General features: G+C 66.0%; 20 protein-coding genes. 13 read left to right on the forward strand and 7 right to left on the reverse strand.

Annotation, left to right across the window (positions count from 1 at the left end; all coding sequences use genetic code 11):
• The gene (locus tag ASE48_RS10280; RefSeq protein ID WP_268766290.1) at positions 1-762 is read left to right on the forward strand and encodes a crotonase/enoyl-CoA hydratase family protein; all 762 of its coding nucleotides are present in this window, start codon (positions 1-3) and stop codon (positions 760-762) included.
• On the opposite strand, the gene ASE48_RS10285 is transcribed toward ASE48_RS10280, so the two are convergent.
• Genes ASE48_RS10285 through ASE48_RS10295 form a run of 3 tightly spaced genes read right to left on the reverse strand, consistent with a single transcriptional unit; the run spans position 759 to position 2255 of the window.
• Positions 759-1157: a DUF3060 domain-containing protein gene (locus tag ASE48_RS10285; protein ID WP_057166985.1), complete on the reverse strand. Its 399-nt coding sequence runs from the start codon at positions 1155-1157 to the stop codon at positions 759-761. The genes ASE48_RS10280 and ASE48_RS10285 overlap by 4 nt on opposite strands.
• A 32-nt stretch (positions 1158-1189) precedes the next feature.
• Positions 1190-1807 carry a M15 family metallopeptidase gene (locus ASE48_RS10290; RefSeq protein WP_082614117.1) on the reverse strand — a complete coding sequence of 206 codons (618 nt, stop codon included), beginning with the start codon at positions 1805-1807 and terminating at the stop codon, positions 1190-1192.
• Between the two features lie 58 nt (positions 1808-1865).
• Positions 1866-2255: a DUF3060 domain-containing protein gene (locus ASE48_RS10295; RefSeq protein ID WP_057166987.1), complete on the reverse strand. Its 390-nt coding sequence runs from the start codon at positions 2253-2255 to the stop codon at positions 1866-1868.
• Between the two features lie 100 nt (positions 2256-2355).
• On the opposite strand from ASE48_RS10295, the gene ASE48_RS10300 reads away from it, so the two are divergent.
• The 7 genes from ASE48_RS10300 (at position 2356) to tuf (ending at position 8719) form a co-directional block, all read left to right on the forward strand.
• A complete protein-coding gene (locus ASE48_RS10300; RefSeq protein WP_057166988.1) occupies positions 2356-2898 on the forward strand; it encodes a DUF3558 domain-containing protein in 543 nt (180 codons plus the stop codon).
• Between the two features lies 1 nt (position 2899).
• Positions 2900-3436 carry a DUF3558 domain-containing protein gene (locus ASE48_RS10305; RefSeq protein ID WP_057166989.1) on the forward strand — a complete coding sequence of 179 codons (537 nt, stop codon included), beginning with the start codon at positions 2900-2902 and terminating at the stop codon, positions 3434-3436.
• A 53-nt stretch (positions 3437-3489) separates the two neighbouring features.
• Positions 3490-4056 (forward strand): TetR/AcrR family transcriptional regulator, encoded by a 567-nt coding sequence (locus ASE48_RS10310; protein ID WP_057166990.1) that lies wholly within the window; start codon positions 3490-3492, stop codon positions 4054-4056.
• Between the two features lie 366 nt (positions 4057-4422).
• Entirely contained in the window at positions 4423-4797 is a 375-nt protein-coding gene (gene rpsL, locus ASE48_RS10315; protein ID WP_057166991.1) for a 30S ribosomal protein S12, read from the forward strand.
• Entirely contained in the window at positions 4797-5267 is a 471-nt protein-coding gene (gene rpsG, locus ASE48_RS10320) for a 30S ribosomal protein S7 (protein WP_057166992.1), read from the forward strand. The genes rpsL and rpsG overlap by 1 nt, the downstream gene beginning before the upstream one ends.
• A 64-nt stretch (positions 5268-5331) precedes the next feature.
• Positions 5332-7434, forward strand: coding sequence for an elongation factor G (fusA, locus tag ASE48_RS10325; protein WP_057166993.1), 2103 nt, complete (start codon positions 5332-5334; stop codon positions 7432-7434).
• Positions 7435-7528: 94 nt separating this feature from the next.
• Positions 7529-8719 (forward strand): elongation factor Tu, encoded by a 1191-nt coding sequence (tuf, locus tag ASE48_RS10330; protein ID WP_057166994.1) that lies wholly within the window; start codon positions 7529-7531, stop codon positions 8717-8719.
• A gap of 129 nt (positions 8720-8848) precedes the next feature.
• Here tuf and ASE48_RS10335 read toward each other — a convergent pair whose 3' ends face one another.
• Positions 8849-9541, reverse strand: coding sequence for a response regulator transcription factor (locus ASE48_RS10335; RefSeq protein ID WP_057166995.1), 693 nt, complete (start codon positions 9539-9541; stop codon positions 8849-8851).
• Positions 9542-9676: 135 nt separating this feature from the next.
• Positions 9677-11950, reverse strand: coding sequence for a sensor histidine kinase (locus ASE48_RS10340; RefSeq protein ID WP_057166996.1), 2274 nt, complete (start codon positions 11948-11950; stop codon positions 9677-9679).
• A 156-nt stretch (positions 11951-12106) separates the two neighbouring features.
• On the opposite strand from ASE48_RS10340, the gene ASE48_RS10345 reads away from it, so the two are divergent.
• From ASE48_RS10345 to ASE48_RS10360, 4 genes are all read left to right on the forward strand, one after another.
• Positions 12107-12958: an SHOCT domain-containing protein gene (locus tag ASE48_RS10345; RefSeq protein WP_057166997.1), complete on the forward strand. Its 852-nt coding sequence runs from the start codon at positions 12107-12109 to the stop codon at positions 12956-12958.
• Between the two features lie 85 nt (positions 12959-13043).
• A complete protein-coding gene (locus ASE48_RS10350; RefSeq protein WP_057166998.1) occupies positions 13044-14498 on the forward strand; it encodes a basic amino acid/polyamine antiporter in 1455 nt (484 codons plus the stop codon).
• A 28-nt stretch (positions 14499-14526) separates the two neighbouring features.
• Positions 14527-15777, forward strand: coding sequence for an arginine deiminase (gene arcA / locus ASE48_RS10355; RefSeq protein ID WP_057166999.1), 1251 nt, complete (start codon positions 14527-14529; stop codon positions 15775-15777).
• A gap of 73 nt (positions 15778-15850) precedes the next feature.
• A complete protein-coding gene (locus tag ASE48_RS10360; protein ID WP_057167000.1) occupies positions 15851-16705 on the forward strand; it encodes a mycofactocin-coupled SDR family oxidoreductase in 855 nt (284 codons plus the stop codon).
• A gap of 9 nt (positions 16706-16714) precedes the next feature.
• On the opposite strand, the gene rocD is transcribed toward ASE48_RS10360, so the two are convergent.
• Complete coding sequence (rocD, locus tag ASE48_RS10365; RefSeq protein WP_156409143.1) at positions 16715-17962, reverse strand: ornithine--oxo-acid transaminase; 1248 nt, start codon at positions 17960-17962, stop codon at positions 16715-16717.
• Entirely contained in the window at positions 17935-18783 is an 849-nt protein-coding gene (ddaH, locus tag ASE48_RS10370) for a dimethylargininase (RefSeq protein WP_057167136.1), read from the reverse strand. The genes rocD and ddaH overlap by 28 nt, the downstream gene beginning before the upstream one ends.
• A gap of 121 nt (positions 18784-18904) precedes the next feature.
• Here ddaH and ASE48_RS10375 point away from each other — a divergent pair, with 121 nt between their 5' ends.
• Positions 18905-19342: an Lrp/AsnC family transcriptional regulator gene (locus ASE48_RS10375; RefSeq protein ID WP_057167002.1), complete on the forward strand. Its 438-nt coding sequence runs from the start codon at positions 18905-18907 to the stop codon at positions 19340-19342.
• The last annotated feature ends 21 nt before the right edge of the window (positions 19343-19363 follow it).

Below are 19363 nucleotides of genomic sequence, written 5' to 3' on the forward strand. Positions count from 1 at the left end.
ATCGGTTCGGTCCGCATCGAACGGGACGGGCCGGTGACGACGGTCATCATGAACCGGCCGGAGGCGCGCAATGCGGTCAACGGCCCGGCCGCCGCAGAGCTGTACGCGGCCTTCGACGAGTTCGACAAGGACGAGACCGCGTCCGTCGCAGTGCTGTGTGGGGACAACGGAACCTTCTGCGCCGGAGCCGATCTCAAGGCGATGGGCACCGCGGAGGGCAATCAGGTGCAGCCCACCGGGCCGGGACCGATGGGGCCGTCGCGGATGATCCTGTCCAAGCCGGTGATCGCCGCCGTCAGTGGTTACGCCGTGGCCGGGGGACTGGAACTCGCACTGTGGTGTGACCTGCGGGTGGTGGAGGAGGACGCCGAGTTCGGGGTGTTCTGCCGGCGCTGGGGTGTGCCGCTGATCGACGGCGGCACGGTGCGGCTGCCACGCCTGATCGGGCACAGCCGGGCGATGGATCTGATCCTCACCGGGCGGGCCGTCGGCGCCCAGGAGGCCATGCAGATCGGTCTGGCCAACCGGGTGGTGCCGAAAGGGCAGGCCCGCGCGGCCGCCGAGGAACTGGCCGCCCAACTGGCCGCGCTCCCGCAGCTGTGTCTGCGCGCCGACCGGCTCTCCGCGCTGCACCAGTGGGGTCGAACCGAAGAAGCGGCAATCGATTTCGAATTCGGCAGCCTGGCCAAGGTGTCCTCGGAGCTGCTGGCGGGCGCCCAACGGTTCGTCGACGGGGCCGGACGGCACGGGGCCGGCAGCTAGCCCTTGCTGACCTTGTTGCCGCTGCCGAGATCCTCGACCTTCGGGTCACCGCCCTTGTAGACCACGGTGTTGTCGATGCCGACCACGCTGATCTCGGTCTCGACGTTGTCGAGCGTCACCTTGTTGTCGGCGCCGCCGATGTTGACGCTGGAGCAGGTGCCCTTGATGGTGAGGGTGTTGTTGGATCCACCCACGTTGATCGCCTTGCCCTGTGCGCAGTCGATATCGGCTGTGGTGCCGAAGGACCCGTAATTGATGGTGTTGCCGATCTCGACCTGGGCGCCCGAGGTGCCTGCGGTGACGGTCGGAGCGTCGGAATCCCCACTCGACCCGCATCCGGCCAGACCGAGCGCGAGCGCCACGGCGGCGACGGTTCCTGCGATGGGAGTGCGCATACTTCCTCGATTCGTAGCCGGTCGGTTCCAGCCTAGGTGAGCGGAACGTTGATGATGGGCCGTCGCTCACCGGCGCCCGGGCCGTCGAAATGCCACCACTCGCCCGAGTAGACGGTCAGCCCGCCGGCGGCCATCGCTTCGCGCAACACCGCCCGGTTGTACTGCGCGGCGGCGCTCACCCCGTCGGTGGCGTAGGCGTGCGAGGCGGCGGTGAAATCGTCGAAACCGGTGCCCATCTCGGAAAGGCTGGTCGCCCCGGCGGTGGTGACATCGACCGACCGTCCCGATTCGTGGCTCTTCGAGTACGGGCCCGGCTGCGCCACCCAGGCCGGGTTGGACACCACCTGGAACATCCGGACCTGGACGTCATGGGGCCGGTAGCAGTCCCAGAACACCAGCCGCAGACCCCGGGCGCGCAGCTGCGCCGCCGCGGTGGCCAGCCCTGCCGCCAGTGATTCGTGCACCAGGCAGCGGGCCGCAGGCGGATACAGCGGTGTGCCGACGAAGTTGTTCGCGGTGGCGTAGCGCAGGTCGATGACGGCGTCGGGCACCGCGCTGCGGACGTCGATGAAACCCGCGGTGCGGGCAGCCGCCGACACCGGAGCGATGGACGGCTCACTGTTCGCCACCGTGACCACCTCGGGAGTCATTGCCGCGCCGCCTATTCCGCCGAGCAGGGCGAACAGTGCGATGAGCCGGCGCACAGGGTCAGGCCGGTGCCCAGTTGACGCGGTTGGTCATGCCGAGTTCTCGGCCGCGGTCGATCACCGCGGGTGCGCCGTTGTGATAGATCACCGTCTGGTCGTACCCGTAGACGGTGACGTCGTTGATGACGTTGTCGGCGATCACGATGTTCGACGACCCCTGCAGCGTCACCGCCCAGCAGGTGCCCTTGGCGTTGATGGTGTTGCTGGTCCCGTTCACGAGCAGCGTGGCGTTGTTGCAGTCGATCGTCTGCACGATGCCCTGGCCGGTGATGTGCGTGTCGCCGTTCTTGGCCTGCGCGGACGGCGCGGCCAGACTCGCCAGCAGCAGGGGGGTGACCAGCGCGCCCGCCGCGATGGACCGGCTCCGACTTTTCACACTCAGGGTCGCCATGGGACAACAGAGTACGGTGCCGTGCCCGCCCGGTGGCACCGCTTGGCAGGGATTCCCGTCCGGTCGCCTACGGCGTTGCCGCTGGGTAGCGTAGTCATCGATGTATGGGCGTGGCTTCCGGACGATTCTCCGGACTCTTGCCGTGGCAGCCACCGTCATGGCCGCTGCGGGCTGCGTGCAGCAGGTCGACGGCATGGCACAACCGGCGCGTTCGGCGGATGCCGACGCCGAACGCAGCTACGGCTACGCCGACAACCGCTGCGGATTGCTGACGGACACCTCGGTGCAGTCCGTGCTGGCCGCCGATGACGTGGTCCGGCCCTACAGCGGTGCGGTCTGCCAATACGTGCTGATGCGTGACCGCACCATGCTCGACGCGACGTTCGCCTGGTTCGACACCGGCGACCTGGACCGCGAACGTGCGCTCGCGGTGGAGCGCGGCGCCGAGGTCAGCGACACCGTGATCGAGCGCAGGGTCGCGTTCCTGGCCCGCCGCGACACCACGGGGTCGGGCTGCGCGGCCACCGCGGCCGCCGGCGGCGGCGTGCTGAGCTGGTGGGTACAGGTGCGCGACACTTCCGGCGCCGACGCCTGCCCGGACGCCCAGAAACTGTTGTCGGCGACGCTGAAATCGGACATGTGACATGCGCCGCCCCGTGTTGATCACCGCATTTGCCGCCGTGATGGCCGCCGTGCCGGCGCTGACGGGATGCGGCGCCGCAGAGACCGAGCGGGCGGCCCCGGCCACCGGGCAGCAGCGCGCCGGCGGCGGTTTCGAGGGCGGGGACTGCCACGGCATCACCGACGCCGATATTGCCCGGGTCACCGGTGCCGAGATGTTCACCAAGGTGCTGGTCAACGACACCGGGTGTTTCTGGCAGGAGAACACGGTGATCGGCACGTTCGGTGCGGGGATGGGCATTTCGACCTGGTGGTACCGGGGCAGCGACATGGAGGTCGAACGGGAACTGGAGAAGAAGGCCGGCCGCACCCTCACCGAGATCTCGATGGACGGCAACAAGGGTTTCAAGGCCTATGACGCAAATGCCTGCAGCATCTACGTGGCGAAGGGAAACGACCTCATCACCTGGTCGATCCAGACGATGAATCCGGCGACCCTGCCCGCGCTCTGCACCATCACCGATGAACTGGCCAAACTCAGCCAGGACCGCGTGAACTAGAGTCATTAGTCAACCCGGCTTCGGGGGATCTCGACGAACCGGAGGGTGGGGGAATGGCAGCGCGGGCGACCAAACTGAGCCGCGACGCAATCGTGAACGCCGCGCTGGCCTTCCTCGATCGGGAGGGCTGGGACGCGCTGACCATCAACGCGCTTGCCATGCAGCTGGGCACCAAGGGCCCGTCGCTCTACAACCACGTCCAGAGCCTGGAGGACCTGCGCCGAACAGTGCGTATGCGGGTCATCCGGGACATCATCGGCATGTTGAATGCGGTGGGAGAAGGGCGCACCCGGGACGACGCGGTGGTCACCATGGCGAGCGCCTACCGCAGCTACGCCCACCACCATCCGGGCCGGTACTCGGCGTTCACCCGGATGCCGCTGGGCGGCGACGACCCCGAATACACTGCGGCCGCGCGGGAGGCCGCCGGCCCGGTGCTGGCGGCGCTGGCGTCCTACGGACTGGTCGGCGATAACGCGTTCTATGCGGCCCTGGAGTTCTGGTCCGCCCTACATGGCTTCGTCCTGCTGGAAATGACCGGTGTCATGGACGACGTCGACACCGACGCAGTGTTCACCGACATGGTGCTGCGGTTGGCCGTCGGTATGGAGCGCAGGTAGCCCGTCTGTACGCTGTCGGTATGCGCCCCAGCGCGGCTGTAGCGTCTGACCTGCGATAAGGGCCTTTCAGACGGGTTTGGTTCGGCACGCCCACCCCTGGTATTGTGGAGCCTCGTGCCTGGCTGTCAGGGGCGTGTGCGGCTATTGAGAACGGCCCATACGCTCGCAGGTCGGGCGAATTCGTGTGTCTTCGTGTCCCCGAATGCATCGGAAGGTTCGGTGCCGGGCGCGTGCGACACGCCCGGTCGCGGGGTAGGCGATCAGGCGAAAACAGCAGTACAGAGACCTAAAGCTTGACCTGAAGTAGCACCGCCCAAGAAGCACTGAGCCACCAGAAGTAGAAGTAGCAACACAGAAAGCCGGTACATGCCAACCATCAACCAGCTGGTCCGCAAGGGTCGCCGCGACAAGGTCGCGAAGGTGAAGACCGCGGCCCTCAAGGGCAGCCCGCAGCGCCGCGGCGTGTGCACTCGCGTGTACACCACCACCCCGAAGAAGCCGAACTCGGCGCTTCGGAAGGTCGCTCGCGTGAAGCTGACCACCGGGGTTGAGGTCACCGCCTACATCCCGGGCGAAGGCCACAACCTGCAGGAGCACTCGATGGTGCTGGTGCGCGGCGGTCGTGTGAAGGATCTTCCCGGTGTGCGCTACAAGATCATCCGCGGCTCGCTGGACACCCAGGGTGTCAAGAACCGCAAGCAGGCACGCAGCCGTTACGGCGCGAAGAAGGAGAAGAGCTAATGCCGCGCAAGGGTCCCGCGCCGAAGCGCCCGTTGGTCAACGATCCGGTTTACGGGTCGCAGCTGGTCACCCAGCTGGTCAACAAGGTGCTCTTGGACGGCAAGAAGTCACTGGCCGAGCGCATCGTCTACGGCGCCCTCGAGCAGGCCCGTGACAAGACCGGCACCGATCCCGTCGTCACCCTGAAGCGCGCGCTGGACAACGTCAAGCCCGCCCTCGAGGTGCGTAGCCGCCGCGTCGGTGGCGCCACCTACCAGGTGCCGGTCGAGGTCCGTCCCGAGCGGTCGACCACACTGGCACTGCGCTGGCTGGTCAGCTTCTCCAAGGCCCGCCGCGAGAAGACCATGGTCGAGCGTCTCGCCAACGAGATCCTCGACGCCAGCAATGGCCTCGGCGCCGCTGTGAAGCGTCGCGAAGACACGCACAAGATGGCCGAAGCAAACCGGGCATTCGCGCACTACCGCTGGTGATCACGGCCCTTCGGGGCAGCACACCGGACAGCAATCAAGCAAGCGAAAGAGTGGGAATCTAGCCGTGGCACAGGACGTGCTGACCGACCTCACGAAGGTCCGCAACATCGGCATCATGGCGCACATCGACGCCGGCAAGACGACGACGACCGAGCGCATCCTCTTCTACACCGGTATCTCGTACAAGATCGGTGAGGTGCACGACGGCGCCGCCACGATGGACTGGATGGAACAGGAGCAGGAGCGGGGTATCACCATCACCTCGGCTGCCACCACCTGCTTCTGGAACGACAACCAGATCAACATCATCGACACCCCGGGTCACGTCGACTTCACCGTCGAGGTGGAGCGCTCGCTGCGCGTGCTCGATGGCGCCGTTGCCGTCTTCGACGGCAAGGAAGGCGTGGAGCCGCAGTCCGAGCAGGTGTGGCGTCAGGCCGACAAGTACGACGTGCCGCGTATCTGCTTCGTCAACAAGATGGACAAGCTGGGCGCCGACTTCTACTTCTCGGTGCAGACGATGAAGGACCGCCTCGGCGCCAACGTCATCCCGATCCAGCTGCCGATCGGCTCCGAAGGCGACTTCGAGGGCATCGTCGACCTGGTCGAGATGAAAGCCAAGGTGTGGCGCGGCGAGACCAAGCTCGGCGAGACCTACGAGACCATCGACATTCCGGCGGATCTCCAGGACAAGGCCAACGAGTACCGCACCGCCATGATCGAGGCCGTCGCCGAGACCGACGACGACCTCATGGAGAAGTACCTGGGCGGCGAGGATCTCACGATCGACGAGATCAAGGCCGGTCTGCGCAAGCTGACCGTCTCCTCGGCGGCCTACCCGGTGCTGTGCGGTAGCGCGTTCAAGAACAAGGGCGTGCAGCCCATGCTCGACGCCGTCATCGACTACCTGCCGACCCCGCTGGACGTCGCGGCGGCCGAAGGTCACCCGCCGAACAAGGAAGACGAGATCATCTCTCGTAAGCCTTCGGCGGACGAGCCCTTCTCCGGGCTGGCCTTCAAGGTTGCGACCCACCCGTTCTTCGGCAAGCTGACCTACGTCCGGGTGTACTCGGGCAAGGTCGACTCCGGTGCTCAGGTCATCAACTCGACCAAGGGCAAGAAGGAGCGTCTGGGCAAGCTGTTCCAGATGCACTCCAACAAGGAGAACCCGGTCGAGACGGCCAGTGCCGGCCACATCTACGCGGTCATCGGGCTCAAGGACACCACCACCGGTGACACCCTGAGCGACCCGAACAACCAGATCGTGCTCGAGTCGATGACCTTCCCGGATCCGGTCATCGAGGTTGCCATCGAGCCCAAGACCAAGAGTGACCAGGAAAAGCTGGGCACCGCCATCCAGAAGCTCGCCGAAGAGGACCCGACCTTCAAGGTCCACCAGGACGACGAGACCGGCCAGACCGTCATCGGCGGCATGGGCGAGCTGCACCTGGACATCCTCGTGGACCGCATGCGTCGCGAGTTCAAGGTTGAGGCCAACGTCGGTAAGCCCCAGGTGGCCTACCGCGAGACCATCCGGCGCACGGTCGAGAAGGTCGAGTACACCCACAAGAAGCAGACGGGTGGCTCCGGCCAGTTCGCCAAGGTCATCATCAGCCTGGAGCCGTTCAGCGGCGAGGACGGTGCGACCTACGAGTTCGAGAACAAGGTCACCGGTGGCCGCATCCCTCGCGAGTACATCCCGTCGGTGGATGCCGGTGCGCAGGACGCCATGCGGTACGGCGTGCTTGCCGGTTACCCGCTGGTGAATGTGAAGGTCACGCTGCTCGACGGCGCCTACCACGACGTCGACTCGTCGGAAATGGCCTTCAAGGTGGCCGGTTCCCAGGCGCTGAAGAAGGCTGCCCAGGCAGCTCAGCCGGCGATCCTGGAACCGATCATGGCCGTCGAGGTCACCACGCCCGAGGATTACATGGGCGATGTGATCGGCGACCTGAACTCCCGCCGTGGTCAGATCCAGGCCATGGAGGAGCGCAGCGGTGCGCGTGTCGTCAAGGCGCAGGTTCCGCTGTCGGAGATGTTCGGCTACGTCGGCGACCTTCGGTCGAAGACCCAGGGCCGGGCCAACTACTCCATGGTGTTCGACTCGTACGCTGAAGTTCCGGCGAACGTCTCGAAGGAGATCATCGCAAAGGCAACGGGTCAGTAACTCTGGCTCGATCCGCCTCGGCGGACCACACAACTGAACACATCAACACACCTGCTTTAAGTAAAAGCACCAACAAGTCCAGGAGGACACCACAGTGGCGAAGGCGAAGTTCGAGCGGACGAAGCCGCACGTCAACATCGGGACCATCGGTCACGTTGACCACGGCAAGACCACGCTGACCGCAGCGATCACCAAGGTTCTGCACGACCAGTACCCCGATTTGAACGAGTCGCGCGCATTCGACCAGATCGACAATGCGCCCGAAGAGCGTCAGCGCGGTATCACCATCAACATCTCGCATGTTGAGTACCAGACCGAGAAGCGTCACTACGCACACGTCGACGCCCCCGGCCACGCTGACTACATCAAGAACATGATCACCGGTGCGGCCCAGATGGACGGCGCCATCCTCGTGGTCGCCGCCACCGACGGCCCGATGCCGCAGACGCGTGAGCACGTGCTGCTCGCCCGCCAGGTCGGCGTGCCCTACATCCTGGTCGCGCTGAACAAGTCGGACATGGTCGACGACGAAGAACTGCTGGAGCTCGTCGAGCTCGAGGTCCGCGAACTGCTGGCCGCCCAGGACTTCGACGAGGACGCCCCCGTCGTTCAGGTTTCGGCGCTCAAGGCACTCGAGGGTGACCCGAAGTGGGTCGAGTCGGTTCAGAAGCTGATGGCCGCCGTCGACGAGTCCATCCCGGACCCGGTTCGCGAGACCGACAAGCCCTTCCTGATGCCCGTCGAGGACGTCTTCACCATCACCGGTCGTGGCACCGTGGTGACCGGTCGCGTCGAGCGTGGCGTGATCAACGTCAACGAGGACGTCGAGATCGTCGGCATCAAGCCGACCACCACCAAGACCACGGTCACCGGTGTCGAGATGTTCCGCAAGCTGCTCGACCAGGGCCAGGCCGGCGACAACGTCGGTCTGCTGGTTCGTGGCATCAAGCGCGAAGATGTCGAGCGTGGCCAGGTTGTCGTCAAGCCCGGCACCACCACCCCGCACACCGAGTTCGAGGGCAGCGTCTACATCCTGTCCAAGGACGAGGGTGGCCGCCACACGCCGTTCTTCAACAACTACCGTCCGCAGTTCTACTTCCGCACCACGGACGTGACCGGCGTTGTGACCCTGCCCGAGGGCACCGAGATGGTGATGCCCGGTGACAACACCGACATCTCCGTCAAGCTGATCCAGCCCGTCGCCATGGACGAGGGTCTGCGGTTCGCCATCCGTGAGGGTGGACGTACCGTCGGCGCCGGCCGCGTGACCAAGATCAACAAGTAACACCAACGCTGTAAAGAAGCGGCGCTCACCCGAAAGGGTGGGCGCCGCTTTGCTGTCCGCATCTTGCGGCGAAACTCGCGTACCCGGGGTTGAGAAAGCCTGCGCAACCCCGGGTACGCGAGTTTCGCGCTAGAGGTCTTCGATGCTGAGGATGCCGTCCTGCACGGCACGGGCGATCAGCGCCGCCTTGGTCGGCGCCGGTCTGCCGACGGCGGCGTACTTCGCGCGGGCCCGCTGCAGATGGGTGCGCACCGTCGACGGCTCGATGAAGAGCCGCTTGGCGACGAACTCCTTGTTCTCGGTCTGGAACCAGGCGATGAGCACCTCGCGCTCGCGGGTGCTCAGACCGGGCCGCCCGACCGTGCGGTCGTTGAACAGCGCCTTGGCCATCCGCGGACCGACGTACGGCGTGTTCGCATGCGCGGCATACACCGCGTCGAACAGGTGCTGCTTGTCCTCGCCCTTGGCCAGGAAAGTGGTGGCGCCGGCATCCAGGCTCGACAGGATCACCTCGTCGGTGGCCATGTGCGAGTAGACGATGACGCGGTGCCCGGCTTCGCACACCTGCCGCAGGGTTTCGAACTCGGGCTGGAAACGGTCGTACTGCAGATCGAACATGACCACCTCGATGTCCTCGCCGCCCTGCGGATGGTCGGCGAGGAATGAGGTGGGGTTCGGGTAATCGGCGACCAGATCGATGGGCGGATTGCAGCCGGCAAACCAGGCGCGGACGCCGGCATGGATCACGTCGTGATCGTCGATCAGTGCGACCGTGATGGCTTCCGTCGTTTTGTCCACCCCGCGATCGATGGTCCTAGTCATGCATTTCCCCCGACATCGACGAGGGCATCAGCGTGTCCCCAGCGCGGTGCAGTTCACAGGACTGTACCTCCAGCAAACCCGTAGTGACGCCTCAACTTGAGATCTTGGCTAACAGAATTGTCGCCGGGGTAGATTTTAGGCGATTTCGGCGCAGTCCTCGACGTCAATGACAGTATCCGGCAGCAGGTGATGGACGCTGATCCACACGGTGCCGCCGATCTCGGTGACCTCGATACGCGGCTGATCGGTTGTGCCCGGCCGCGGCTCGACCCCCGTGCCGTCGTCATCGCAGAGAATGCTGGCGATCAGTTCCCCGGGGACCACGGTCAGCCCCAACCGGGCATGTTCGACGGCGCGGGCCAAGGCCGCCTCGATCGGTTCGAGCAGTCGGCGGCGCTGTTCGCGGTCCAGTTGCGGCAGGTCATTGTCGGCGTTCAGCGACACCACCACACCGCGCGCGTCGGCCTCCTCGATGGCCGGCCGCAACTCGGCGACCAGCGGATGGCCGAAGGTGCGAGCCTGGAAGATGTAGAGGCGCAGCCGACGCGATTCGATGCGGGCCCGCCACCGGATGTCGGCGTCCATGGCCCCGGTGCTCAGCGTCTGCAGCAGCGGGAACACCCCGCGGATCAGTTTCGAGGTGCGCCGCACGTAGTCGTCGTGCAGGGCCTCGGTGATCCGTCGCTGGGCGTCATTGGCCCACCGGGCCCGGATCTCTTCGGCAGCAACGGTATTGGCATTGCGCAGCAGTACCGGAAACGCCAGCGCGAAGATCTGGACCACGAAGATGCCCGCGGTGTACAGCGCCAGGTTGTACGCGGTATCCATGCCCGGGTAGTGGACGAAGTTCAGGATCGCGGTACCCAACCAGAACGCGATCATGACGGCTGCGGCCGGAGCCAGCCGCAGCCGCAACAGGTGCGGCAGTACGCACAGCGTGGTCGCCAGCAGGGGCCACTGGGCCGGCCCACCCAGCATGGTGTCGGGCAGCAGGCTGGCCTGCGCGTAGATCACCATGGCCATCAGCACCAGGGCCGGGATGGTGAGATTCGGGCGCTGGTCCAGCACCCGCGGGATACCCGCGAGTGCCACCAGGGCAGCGAGCCCGCCCAGTGCGAACTGCGCCGTGGGGTGGTCGGTCGTGGTCGCCGCATAGGGCACCGCAAGCGCCAACTGGACGAAGGCGAACGCCACGATGCCCAGGCCGAAGCGCACCAGGATGCGCTCGGTGAGCTGGTCGACGTCGTCGATGCGAGGTGCGCCCGGCGTCGCGCGCTGCAGTTGATGCCAGTTGACGGTGACGACGGTGCCGGTTCCGGGGGAGGAGCGCACCGATGCGGTGCCGTTGGCGCGTCGCATCCTGCCGACGATCGATTCGGCGACACCGTGGCCGAGCGTGGTGGTGATGGGGTCGAACCCGACACCATCGTCGGTGATGGTCACTTTCGTCGGCGAGATGTCGATGACGATGCGCTGCGCCCGGGCGTGACGATCGGCGTTGTTGATCGCCTCACGGACCACCGCGACCACGGCGTTGGCGGTGCGGCCGTCCAGCACCAGCCGACCCAGCCCGGTCATCGCGATGGGGGTGGTGCAGTGCTGGACCTCGACGCGAATCGCGGCGGCGACATCGGTGGCCGACTTGGCGCCGAGGCCGATCGGCTCCCCGGCCAGCAGCGCGAGGTCGCGGCTGGCCTGGGCCGCGATGCGTTCCGGTGAGACCTCGGCGCCTTCGCCGACGAGGTGCAGGGTCGAGGCGGCGGTGTCGTGCACCAGCGCCATGTGTTCGAGTTCGTGATCGCGCACGGCCGCGGCGATCGCGTCGCGCAGCGCGGCATCGTGGTTGTCGGCGCGGGTCTGGTCGACGCGGCGGGCCACGGTCCGCGCGGTCAGCACCAGCACGGTGGTGATGGCCCACTCGACGGCCAGCATGTAGTAGAGCATCGGGATGTGCAGGACCCGATCCCACCCGACGACCTGCGCGCACCCGGCCATGTAGGCCGCTGTGATCGCCAGTGCCGCAGGGAAACTCATTTTCGGGGGCTGAGCGATGGCGTAGGTGATCACCGCGACGCCCGCGATGACCTGGGGTACCGAATTGGTGTACAGCAACTGTGGGTCGGTACCGAAGACCGGAACCGAGGCCGACACCACCAGCACATAGCAGAGGTCGAGAATCTGAAACGTCGCCGACGTCGACCTGGTCGCCAACCGGTAGACCGACCAGCACACCAGCAGTGCCAGCGCGGCCAGTCCGAGATTCGATTCCGGGGTGTTCGGCAGCAACAGTGCACTGATCGACGCCACCAGCGTGACGCTGTTCAGCAGAATGACGGCAAGGGTCTGTGCGTGGGCGATCACCTGCTGCTCGGATACATGGACCGCCGGGTCGTGGCCGCGCTCGAGCACAGGACATTATGTACCGAATGTCATTGTCAACGTCAGCCAATTGACGGACATTGCCACATGGGCCGGCGCCGGTCCGCCGAGCGTCCGACGGTGCAGGCTCCCTACAGCTAATCTGATCGCGTCCAAGCGTCTGGATATCCCGTCGCCCCGAGGAGCGTGGCCGTGTTGTGGCGTTATGTGAAGGCGCAGGCCTGGGTGCTGCTGTGCGGTGGGCTGGTCGGGCCGATCTTTCTGGCCGTCTACTTCGGCTCAGGGCAGAACGATTTCCTGAAGTGGATGTTCTGGGCGGGGCTGCTCGTGACGGCAGTCGATGTGCTCGCGGCCCTGGCCATCGCCGCCTACGGGACCAAGGCGCAGGCCAAGTCCGATCAGCTGGAAGCCCACGGCGTGCTCGGGCTCGCGCAGATCATCGGGATGGCCGAGACGAACACCCGGATCAACGACCGCCCGGTGGTAAAACTCAACCTGCGCATATCCGGACCGGGGATCGCGACGTTCGACGTCGAGGACCGGGTGATCGCCGACGTCACACGGTTGGCCATGCTCACCTCCCGACGGTTGGCAGTGCTGGTGGATCCCGCCACCGGCCAGTTCCAGATCGACTGGGAACGCAGCGGTTTGATCAACGGTCAGGTGCCTGCGACATTCTCGGTCGCCGAGGACAACAGGACCTACGACCTGTCCGGGCAGGCTGAGCCGCTGATGGAGATCCTGCAGATACTCAAGGCCAACGGCATCGGCATGAACAGCATGGTCGACCTGCGCAACAACCCGGGGGCGCGGGCGCAGGTGCAGGCGGTGGTCCGCCGCGCCGCGGCCCAGCAGGCACCGCCGCCGGTCCCGCCCGCCGCCGCGTATGTGCCCCCACCGGTCGGGCTGTACACGCCACCGGTCCCCGAACCCAGCACCGCGCAACGGTTGCAGGAACTGGAGACCCTGCGTGCGACCGGGGTGATCTCCGAGGACGAGTACGCCGCCAAGCGTCAACAGATCATCGCCGATCTGTGAACAGGCGCCATTAGCAAGCCGTACCAGTCCGCTTGCGGTAGCGTCCGCCTCAGCGACCAAGTCCTGGGGAGGACGGTGGGGTGCCATGACCGCAGCGGAAGTCGACGTCAGAGACAACAAGGTCAGTCTGCCGACCCTGACCGCCATGGTCATCGGGTCGATGATCGGTTCGGGAGTGTTCCTGCTGCCGCGCCGCTTCGGCGTGGAGACCGGTGTGGCGGGCGCCCTGATCGCCTGGACCATCGCCGGTGCCGGAATGCTGATGCTGGCCTTCGTCTTCCAGCGCCTGGCCACTCGCAAACCCGACCTGGACGCCGGCATCTACGCCTACGCCCGGGCCGGTTTCGGCGACTACGTGGGTTTCAACTCCGCGTTCGGATTCTGGGCATCGGCGTGCGCGGGCAACACCTCGTACTGGGTGCTCATCATGGCCACCCTGGGGTCGCTGTTCCCGGCGTTGTTCCCCACTCTCGGTGACGGTTCCACCGTCATCGCGGTGGTCATCTCGTCCATCGGGGTGTGGCTGTTCTTCTATCTGATCCTGCGTGGCGTGAAGGAAGCCGCCATCATCAACCGCATCGCGACGTTTGCCAAGATCATCCCGATCCTGATGTTCATCGTGATCGTCGCCATCGCCTTCAAGGCCGATGTCTTCACTGGCAACTTCTGGGGTGGCGACGGGAACTATTCCTGGTCATCGCTTTTCGAGCAGGCCAAAGGCACGATGCTGATCACGGTCTTCGTGTTCATGGGCATCGAGGGCGCCAGCGTCTACTCCCGCTTCGCCAAGAAACGCGAGGACGTCGGCAAGGCCACCGTGATCGGCTTCCTGGCGGTGCTGTCGGTCTTCATGCTGGTCACCCTGTCCTCCTACGGCGTGCTGGCGCAGTCCGAGCTGGCGGATGCGTCTCAGCCGTCGATGGCCGCAGTGCTGGAATCGGTTGTCGGACCGTGGGGTTCGGTGCTCATCCGGGTGGGCGTCATCATCTCGGTGCTGGGTGCCTACCTGGCCTGGACGTTGATGGCTGCCGAGATCCTGTATCTGCCCGCCAAATCCGACGACATGCCCAGATTCCTGTCCCGGGAGAACGCCAATGGGGCTCCGGTCAACGCACTCATCATGGCCGCCGGGCTGGTGCAGTTGCTGCTGATCCTGTTGGTGTTCTCGGACAACGCGCTGGACTTCATGCTCGATCTGACTGCGGCGCTGGCCTTGATCCCGTATCTGCTCGCCGCCGGTTATGCGTTGAAGCTGACCATCACCCGCGAAACCTATTCCGACGGCAAGTCGTTGGTCCCGGACATGGTGATCGCGGCGGTGGCAACTTTCTACACGCTGTTCCTGGTCTACGCCGCGGGTTGGGATCACCTTCTGTTGTCCTGCATCCTCTACGCCCCCGGCGCCCTGCTGTACTGGATGGCCCGCAGGCAGAGCGGACTGCGGGTGTTCAAGCCCGCCGAAGCGGTGTTGTTCGCCATCATCGTGCTGGGTGCGATCGGTGGGATCTCCGGCCTGATCACCGGTGCCATCCAGATCTAGTCTCGACCACAGCTGCTAAGGAGAACGTATGACCGCCAAGCCATCCGACGCCTACGGAGTGCACTCCGAAGTGGGCAAGCTGCGCAAGGTGCTGGTGTGCTCGCCTGGCCTTGCTCACGAACGGTTGACGCCGACCAACTGCGATGACCTCTTGTTCGACGATGTGCTGTGGGTCCAGAACGCCCGACGCGATCACTTCGACTTCATGGACAAGATGCGCGACCGCGACGTCGAGGTCGTCGAACTGCACGAGCTGCTCACCGAGACCATGGAGAACACCGAGGCGAAGGCCTGGTTACTCGACCGCAAGATCACGGCCAACGAGGTGGGCCTCGGACTCGTCGAGGACACCCGCGGCTTCCTGGACTCCCTGCAGCCCCGTCGGCTCGCCGAACTGCTCATCGGTGGGATGTCGACCCTCGACCTGCCGTCGGACATCCAGTCCGGGTACCGCGCGCTCACCCGTGAGGACACCCGGGTCGCCGAGTACCTGATGCCGCCGTTGCCGAACACGCTCTACACCCGCGACACCACCTGCTGGATCTACGGTGGGGTGACGCTCAATCCGCTCTACTGGCCGGCCCGGCAGGACGAGACGCTGTTGATGAAGGCGATCTACGAGTTCCACCCCGACTACGTGGGATCCCGGGTGTGGTGGGGCGATCCCGAGAAGCAGTGGGGACTGGCCACCATCGAAGGCGGCGATGTGCTGATTCCGGGCAACGGAGTGGTGCTCATCGGGATGAGCGAACGGACCTCGCGTCAGGCCATCACCCAGGTGGCCGCCGAGCTGTTCGCGCACGGCGCGGCCGAGAAGGTGATCGTGGCCGGGATGCCCAAGCTGCGTGCCGCCATGCACCTGGACACGGTCTTCACCTTCGCCGACCGCGACGTGGTCACCATCTACCCCGACATCGTCGACAACATCGCCCCGTTCACGCTGCTGCCCAGCGATACCGAACCCGGCGTCGAGGTGATCGAGGAGGACAAGCCGTTTACCGAAGTGGTGGCTGCCGCGCTGGGACTGCCGGAACTGCGCATCGTCGAGACCGGGGGCACCCAGTACGACTCGGAACGCCAGCAGTGGGACAGCGGCAACAACCTCGTCGCGGTCGAACCCGGAGTGGTCTTCGCCTACGACCGCAACACCCACACCAACTCGTTGCTGCGTAAGGCCGGCGTCGAGGTCATCACCATCGTCGGCGCCGAACTGGGCCGCGGGCGAGGGGGCGGACACTGTATGACCTGCCCCATCATCCGTGATCCCGTCGTCTTCTAGTTGCGGCCGCATTTACTAGAACACGTTTCAGTTCTACTGCTAGCCTGACGCGGGGCTGAAGAAAGGACCGGCGATGACGGCGGCAAGCGAACCACTCGAAGGCCGGGTGGCCTTCATCACCGGCGCCGCTCGCGGCCAGGGACGGGCGCATGCCATCCGGCTGGCCAACGAGGGCGCCGACATCATCGCCTCCGATATCTGCGCGCCGGTCTCGAGCTCGGTCACCTACCCGGCGGCCACCGCCGAGGACCTGGCCGAAACGGTGCGCGCGGTGGAGGCGACCGGGCGCAAGGTGCTGGCCCGGGCCGTCGACATCCGCGATCTGGAAGCCCAGCAGCAGCTGGTGGCCGACGCCGTCGAGCAGTTCGGCCGGCTCGACATCGTGGTGGCCAATGCGGGTGTGCTGAGCTGGGGCCGGCTCTGGGAGCTCACGCCGGAACAGTGGGACACCGTCATCGACGTGAACCTCAACGGCACCTGGCGGACCATCCGGGCCACCGTGCCCGCGATGATCGAAGCCGGCAACGGCGGGTCGATCATCATCGTCAGCTCGTCGGCCGGGGTGAAAGCCACTCCGGGGAACGGGCACTACGCGGCGTCCAAGCACGGACTCACCGCCTTGACCAATTCGCTGGCGCTGGAGGTCGGTGAATTCGGCATCCGGGTGAACTCCATCCACCCGTACTCCATCGACACCCCGATGATCGAACCGGAGGCGATGGGCGCGCTGTTCGGCAAGCACCCCAGCTTCCTGCACAGCTTCGCGCCCATGCCGTATCACCGGGTGACCGATGGCAAGAGCGAGGGCCTGGCGGCGTTCATGCCACCCGAAGAGGTCGCCAACGTGGTGGCCTGGCTGGCCAGTGACGCGTCATCGACCCTGTCGGGCAGCCAGATCGCCGTCGACCGCGGCGTGATGAAGTACTAGAGGTTCAGCTCAGCTGCCGGAAATCATCGCCTCGGCGAATCGGTCCACCGCCCAGTCGATCTCGTCCCTGGTGATGACCAGCGGTGGGGCGAAGCGCAGGGTGTGACCGTGGGTGTCCTTGACGAGCACGCCGCGTTCGGCCAACCGAAGGCTCACCTGTTTGCCGGTGCCGAACCGGGCGTCGATGTCGACGCCCGCCCACAATCCCATGCCGCGCACCGCGGTGACACCGTGTACGCCGGCCAGCCGGGTGTGCAGGTGCGCGCCCAGTTCGGTTGAGCGGGACTGGTATTCACCGGTCTCCAGAATGCCGATGACGGTGGAACCGATGGCGGCGGCCAACGGGTTGCCGCCGAAGGTGGAGCCGTGCTCGCCGGGGTGCAGCACGCCCAGCACGTCGCGGTCGGCCACCACCGCCGACAAGGGGACCACTCCGCCGCCGAGTGCCTTGCCCAGCAGATAGATGTCGGGCACCACGCCCCAGTGGTCACAGGCGAAGGTCCGGCCCGTGCGCGCCAGACCGGACTGGATTTCGTCGGCGATCAACAGCACGTTGTGCTCGGTGCACAGCCGGCGCACCCCGGGCAGGAAATCCGCGGGAGGCACGATGATGCCGGCCTCGCCCTGAATCGGCTCCAACAGAACGGCGACGGTGTTCTCGTCGATCGCCGCCGCCACGGCATCGGCATCGCCGAACGGCACCGCACGGAAGCCGGGGGTGAACGGGCCGAACCCACCGCGGGCCGTCTCGTCATCGGAGAAGCTGATGATGGTGGTGGTACGGCCATGGAAGTTGTTGCGGGCCACAATGATATTGGCCTGCCCCGCCGGAACACCCTTGACGTCGGCACCCCATTTGCGGGCCACCTTGATCGCGCTCTCGACGGCCTCGGCGCCACTGTTCATCGGCAGCACCATGTCCTTGCCGCACAAGCGGGCCAGCGCCTCGCAGAACGGGCCGAGCCGGTCGGAGTGAAATGCCCGGCTCACCAGCGTGACGGCATCGAGCTGGGCGTGCGCGGCGGCCGTGATCACCGGATTGCGGTGACCGAAGTTCACCGCCGAGTAGGCGGCCAGGCAGTCCAGATAACGGTGCCCGTCCACGTCGGTGATCCAGGCACCCTCGGCCGACGCCGCGACAACGGGCAGCGGGGAATAGTTGTGCGCCGCGTAGCGGTCGTCGAGTGCGATCGCCGCGCTCGTCCGGCTGCTGACGGCATCCACGACTGTCACGGGTGTACCTCCAGTGTGCAACATTTGATCGATCCGCCGCCCTTGAGCAGCTCGGACAGATCCACCCCGATCGGTTCGAATCCGGCGTCGCGCAGTTGGTCGGCGAATCCGGTCGCACCGATCGGCAGGACGACGTGGCGGCCATCGGAGACCGCGTTGAGGCCGAGCACGAAGGCGTCCGCGGAGGCGACCTCGATGGCGGTGGGGAACAGTTCACGCAGACGGGCCTGTGCGGCCGCGGAGAACGCCGGCGGGTAATAGGCGACGGTGACATCCGGTCCGTCGCTGAGCACCGTGAGCGCGGTGTCGAGGTGGTAGAACCGCGGATCGACCAGTTCCAGGCTGATCACCGGCAGTCCGGTGATCGCGGCGACCTCGTCGTGCGCGCGCCGGTCGGTGCGAAAACCGTAGCCGGCCAACACCATCGACCCGGCCACCAGCAGATCGCCCTGGCCTTCATTGTGGTGGCGGGTGCGCGCGGGCTGATGACCGGACTCGGCCATCCACGCGGCGTAGGCGTCGGCCTCAGCGGCACGCTGCGGGAAGGTGAAGTTCGCGACGACCGCCCGGCCGTTGACGACGAGTCCACCGTTGGCCGCGTAGACCATGTCCGGCAGCCCGGCAACCGGTTCCACCAGGTCGACGGTGTGGCCGAGTTGGGTGTAGGTGTCGCGCAGCGTCTCCCACTGGCGCAGGGCGAGATGCACATCGACGGGGACGCTGGTGTCCATCCACGGATTGATGGCGTACTCGACGGCGAAGTGGCGCGGTGCCGTCATCACGAAGTGGCGGGTGCGGGCCTTGCGGACGAGCGTAGTAGTGGCGGTGAGATCGGAGACCGTCATGATCATGACGGTATTAGCTATCGCTGGTGCAATCAATCGCCGTGTATTGCGTCTGTAGTATCGATTCATTGCGTCACAGCTCTCCGAGCGGTGATTTGTTGTTCGCAGGGGGTGATGGGCGATGGACGAGACCGACGAACGCATCCTCGCCGAGCTGACCGACGATGCGCGCGCCACCTTCGCCGAGATCGGGCAGCGGGTGAATCTGTCGGCGCCGGCGGTCAAGAGGCGGGTCGACCGCATGCTCGACAGCGGGGTCATCCGCGGGTTCACCGCGGTGGTGGATCGCAATGCCCTCGGCTGGACCACCGAGGCCTATGTGCAGGTCTACTGCCACGGCACCATCGCGCCCAGCGAGTTGCACCGGGCCTGGGTGGACATCCCGGAGGTGGTCAGCGCGGCCACGGTGACGGGTACCGCGGATGCCATCCTGCATGTGCTGGCACGGGATATGCGCCACCTCGAGGACGCCCTGGAGCGAATCCGGGCCAGCGCCGACATCGAGCGCAGCGAGAGCATCGTGGTGTTGTCGAACATCATCGAGCGCACCCGGTCCTGAGCGGTACCGCCGGGGTGGTGG

Source organism: Mycobacterium sp. Root265, assembly GCF_001428895.1.
GTDB lineage: Bacteria > Actinomycetota > Actinomycetes > Mycobacteriales > Mycobacteriaceae > Mycobacterium.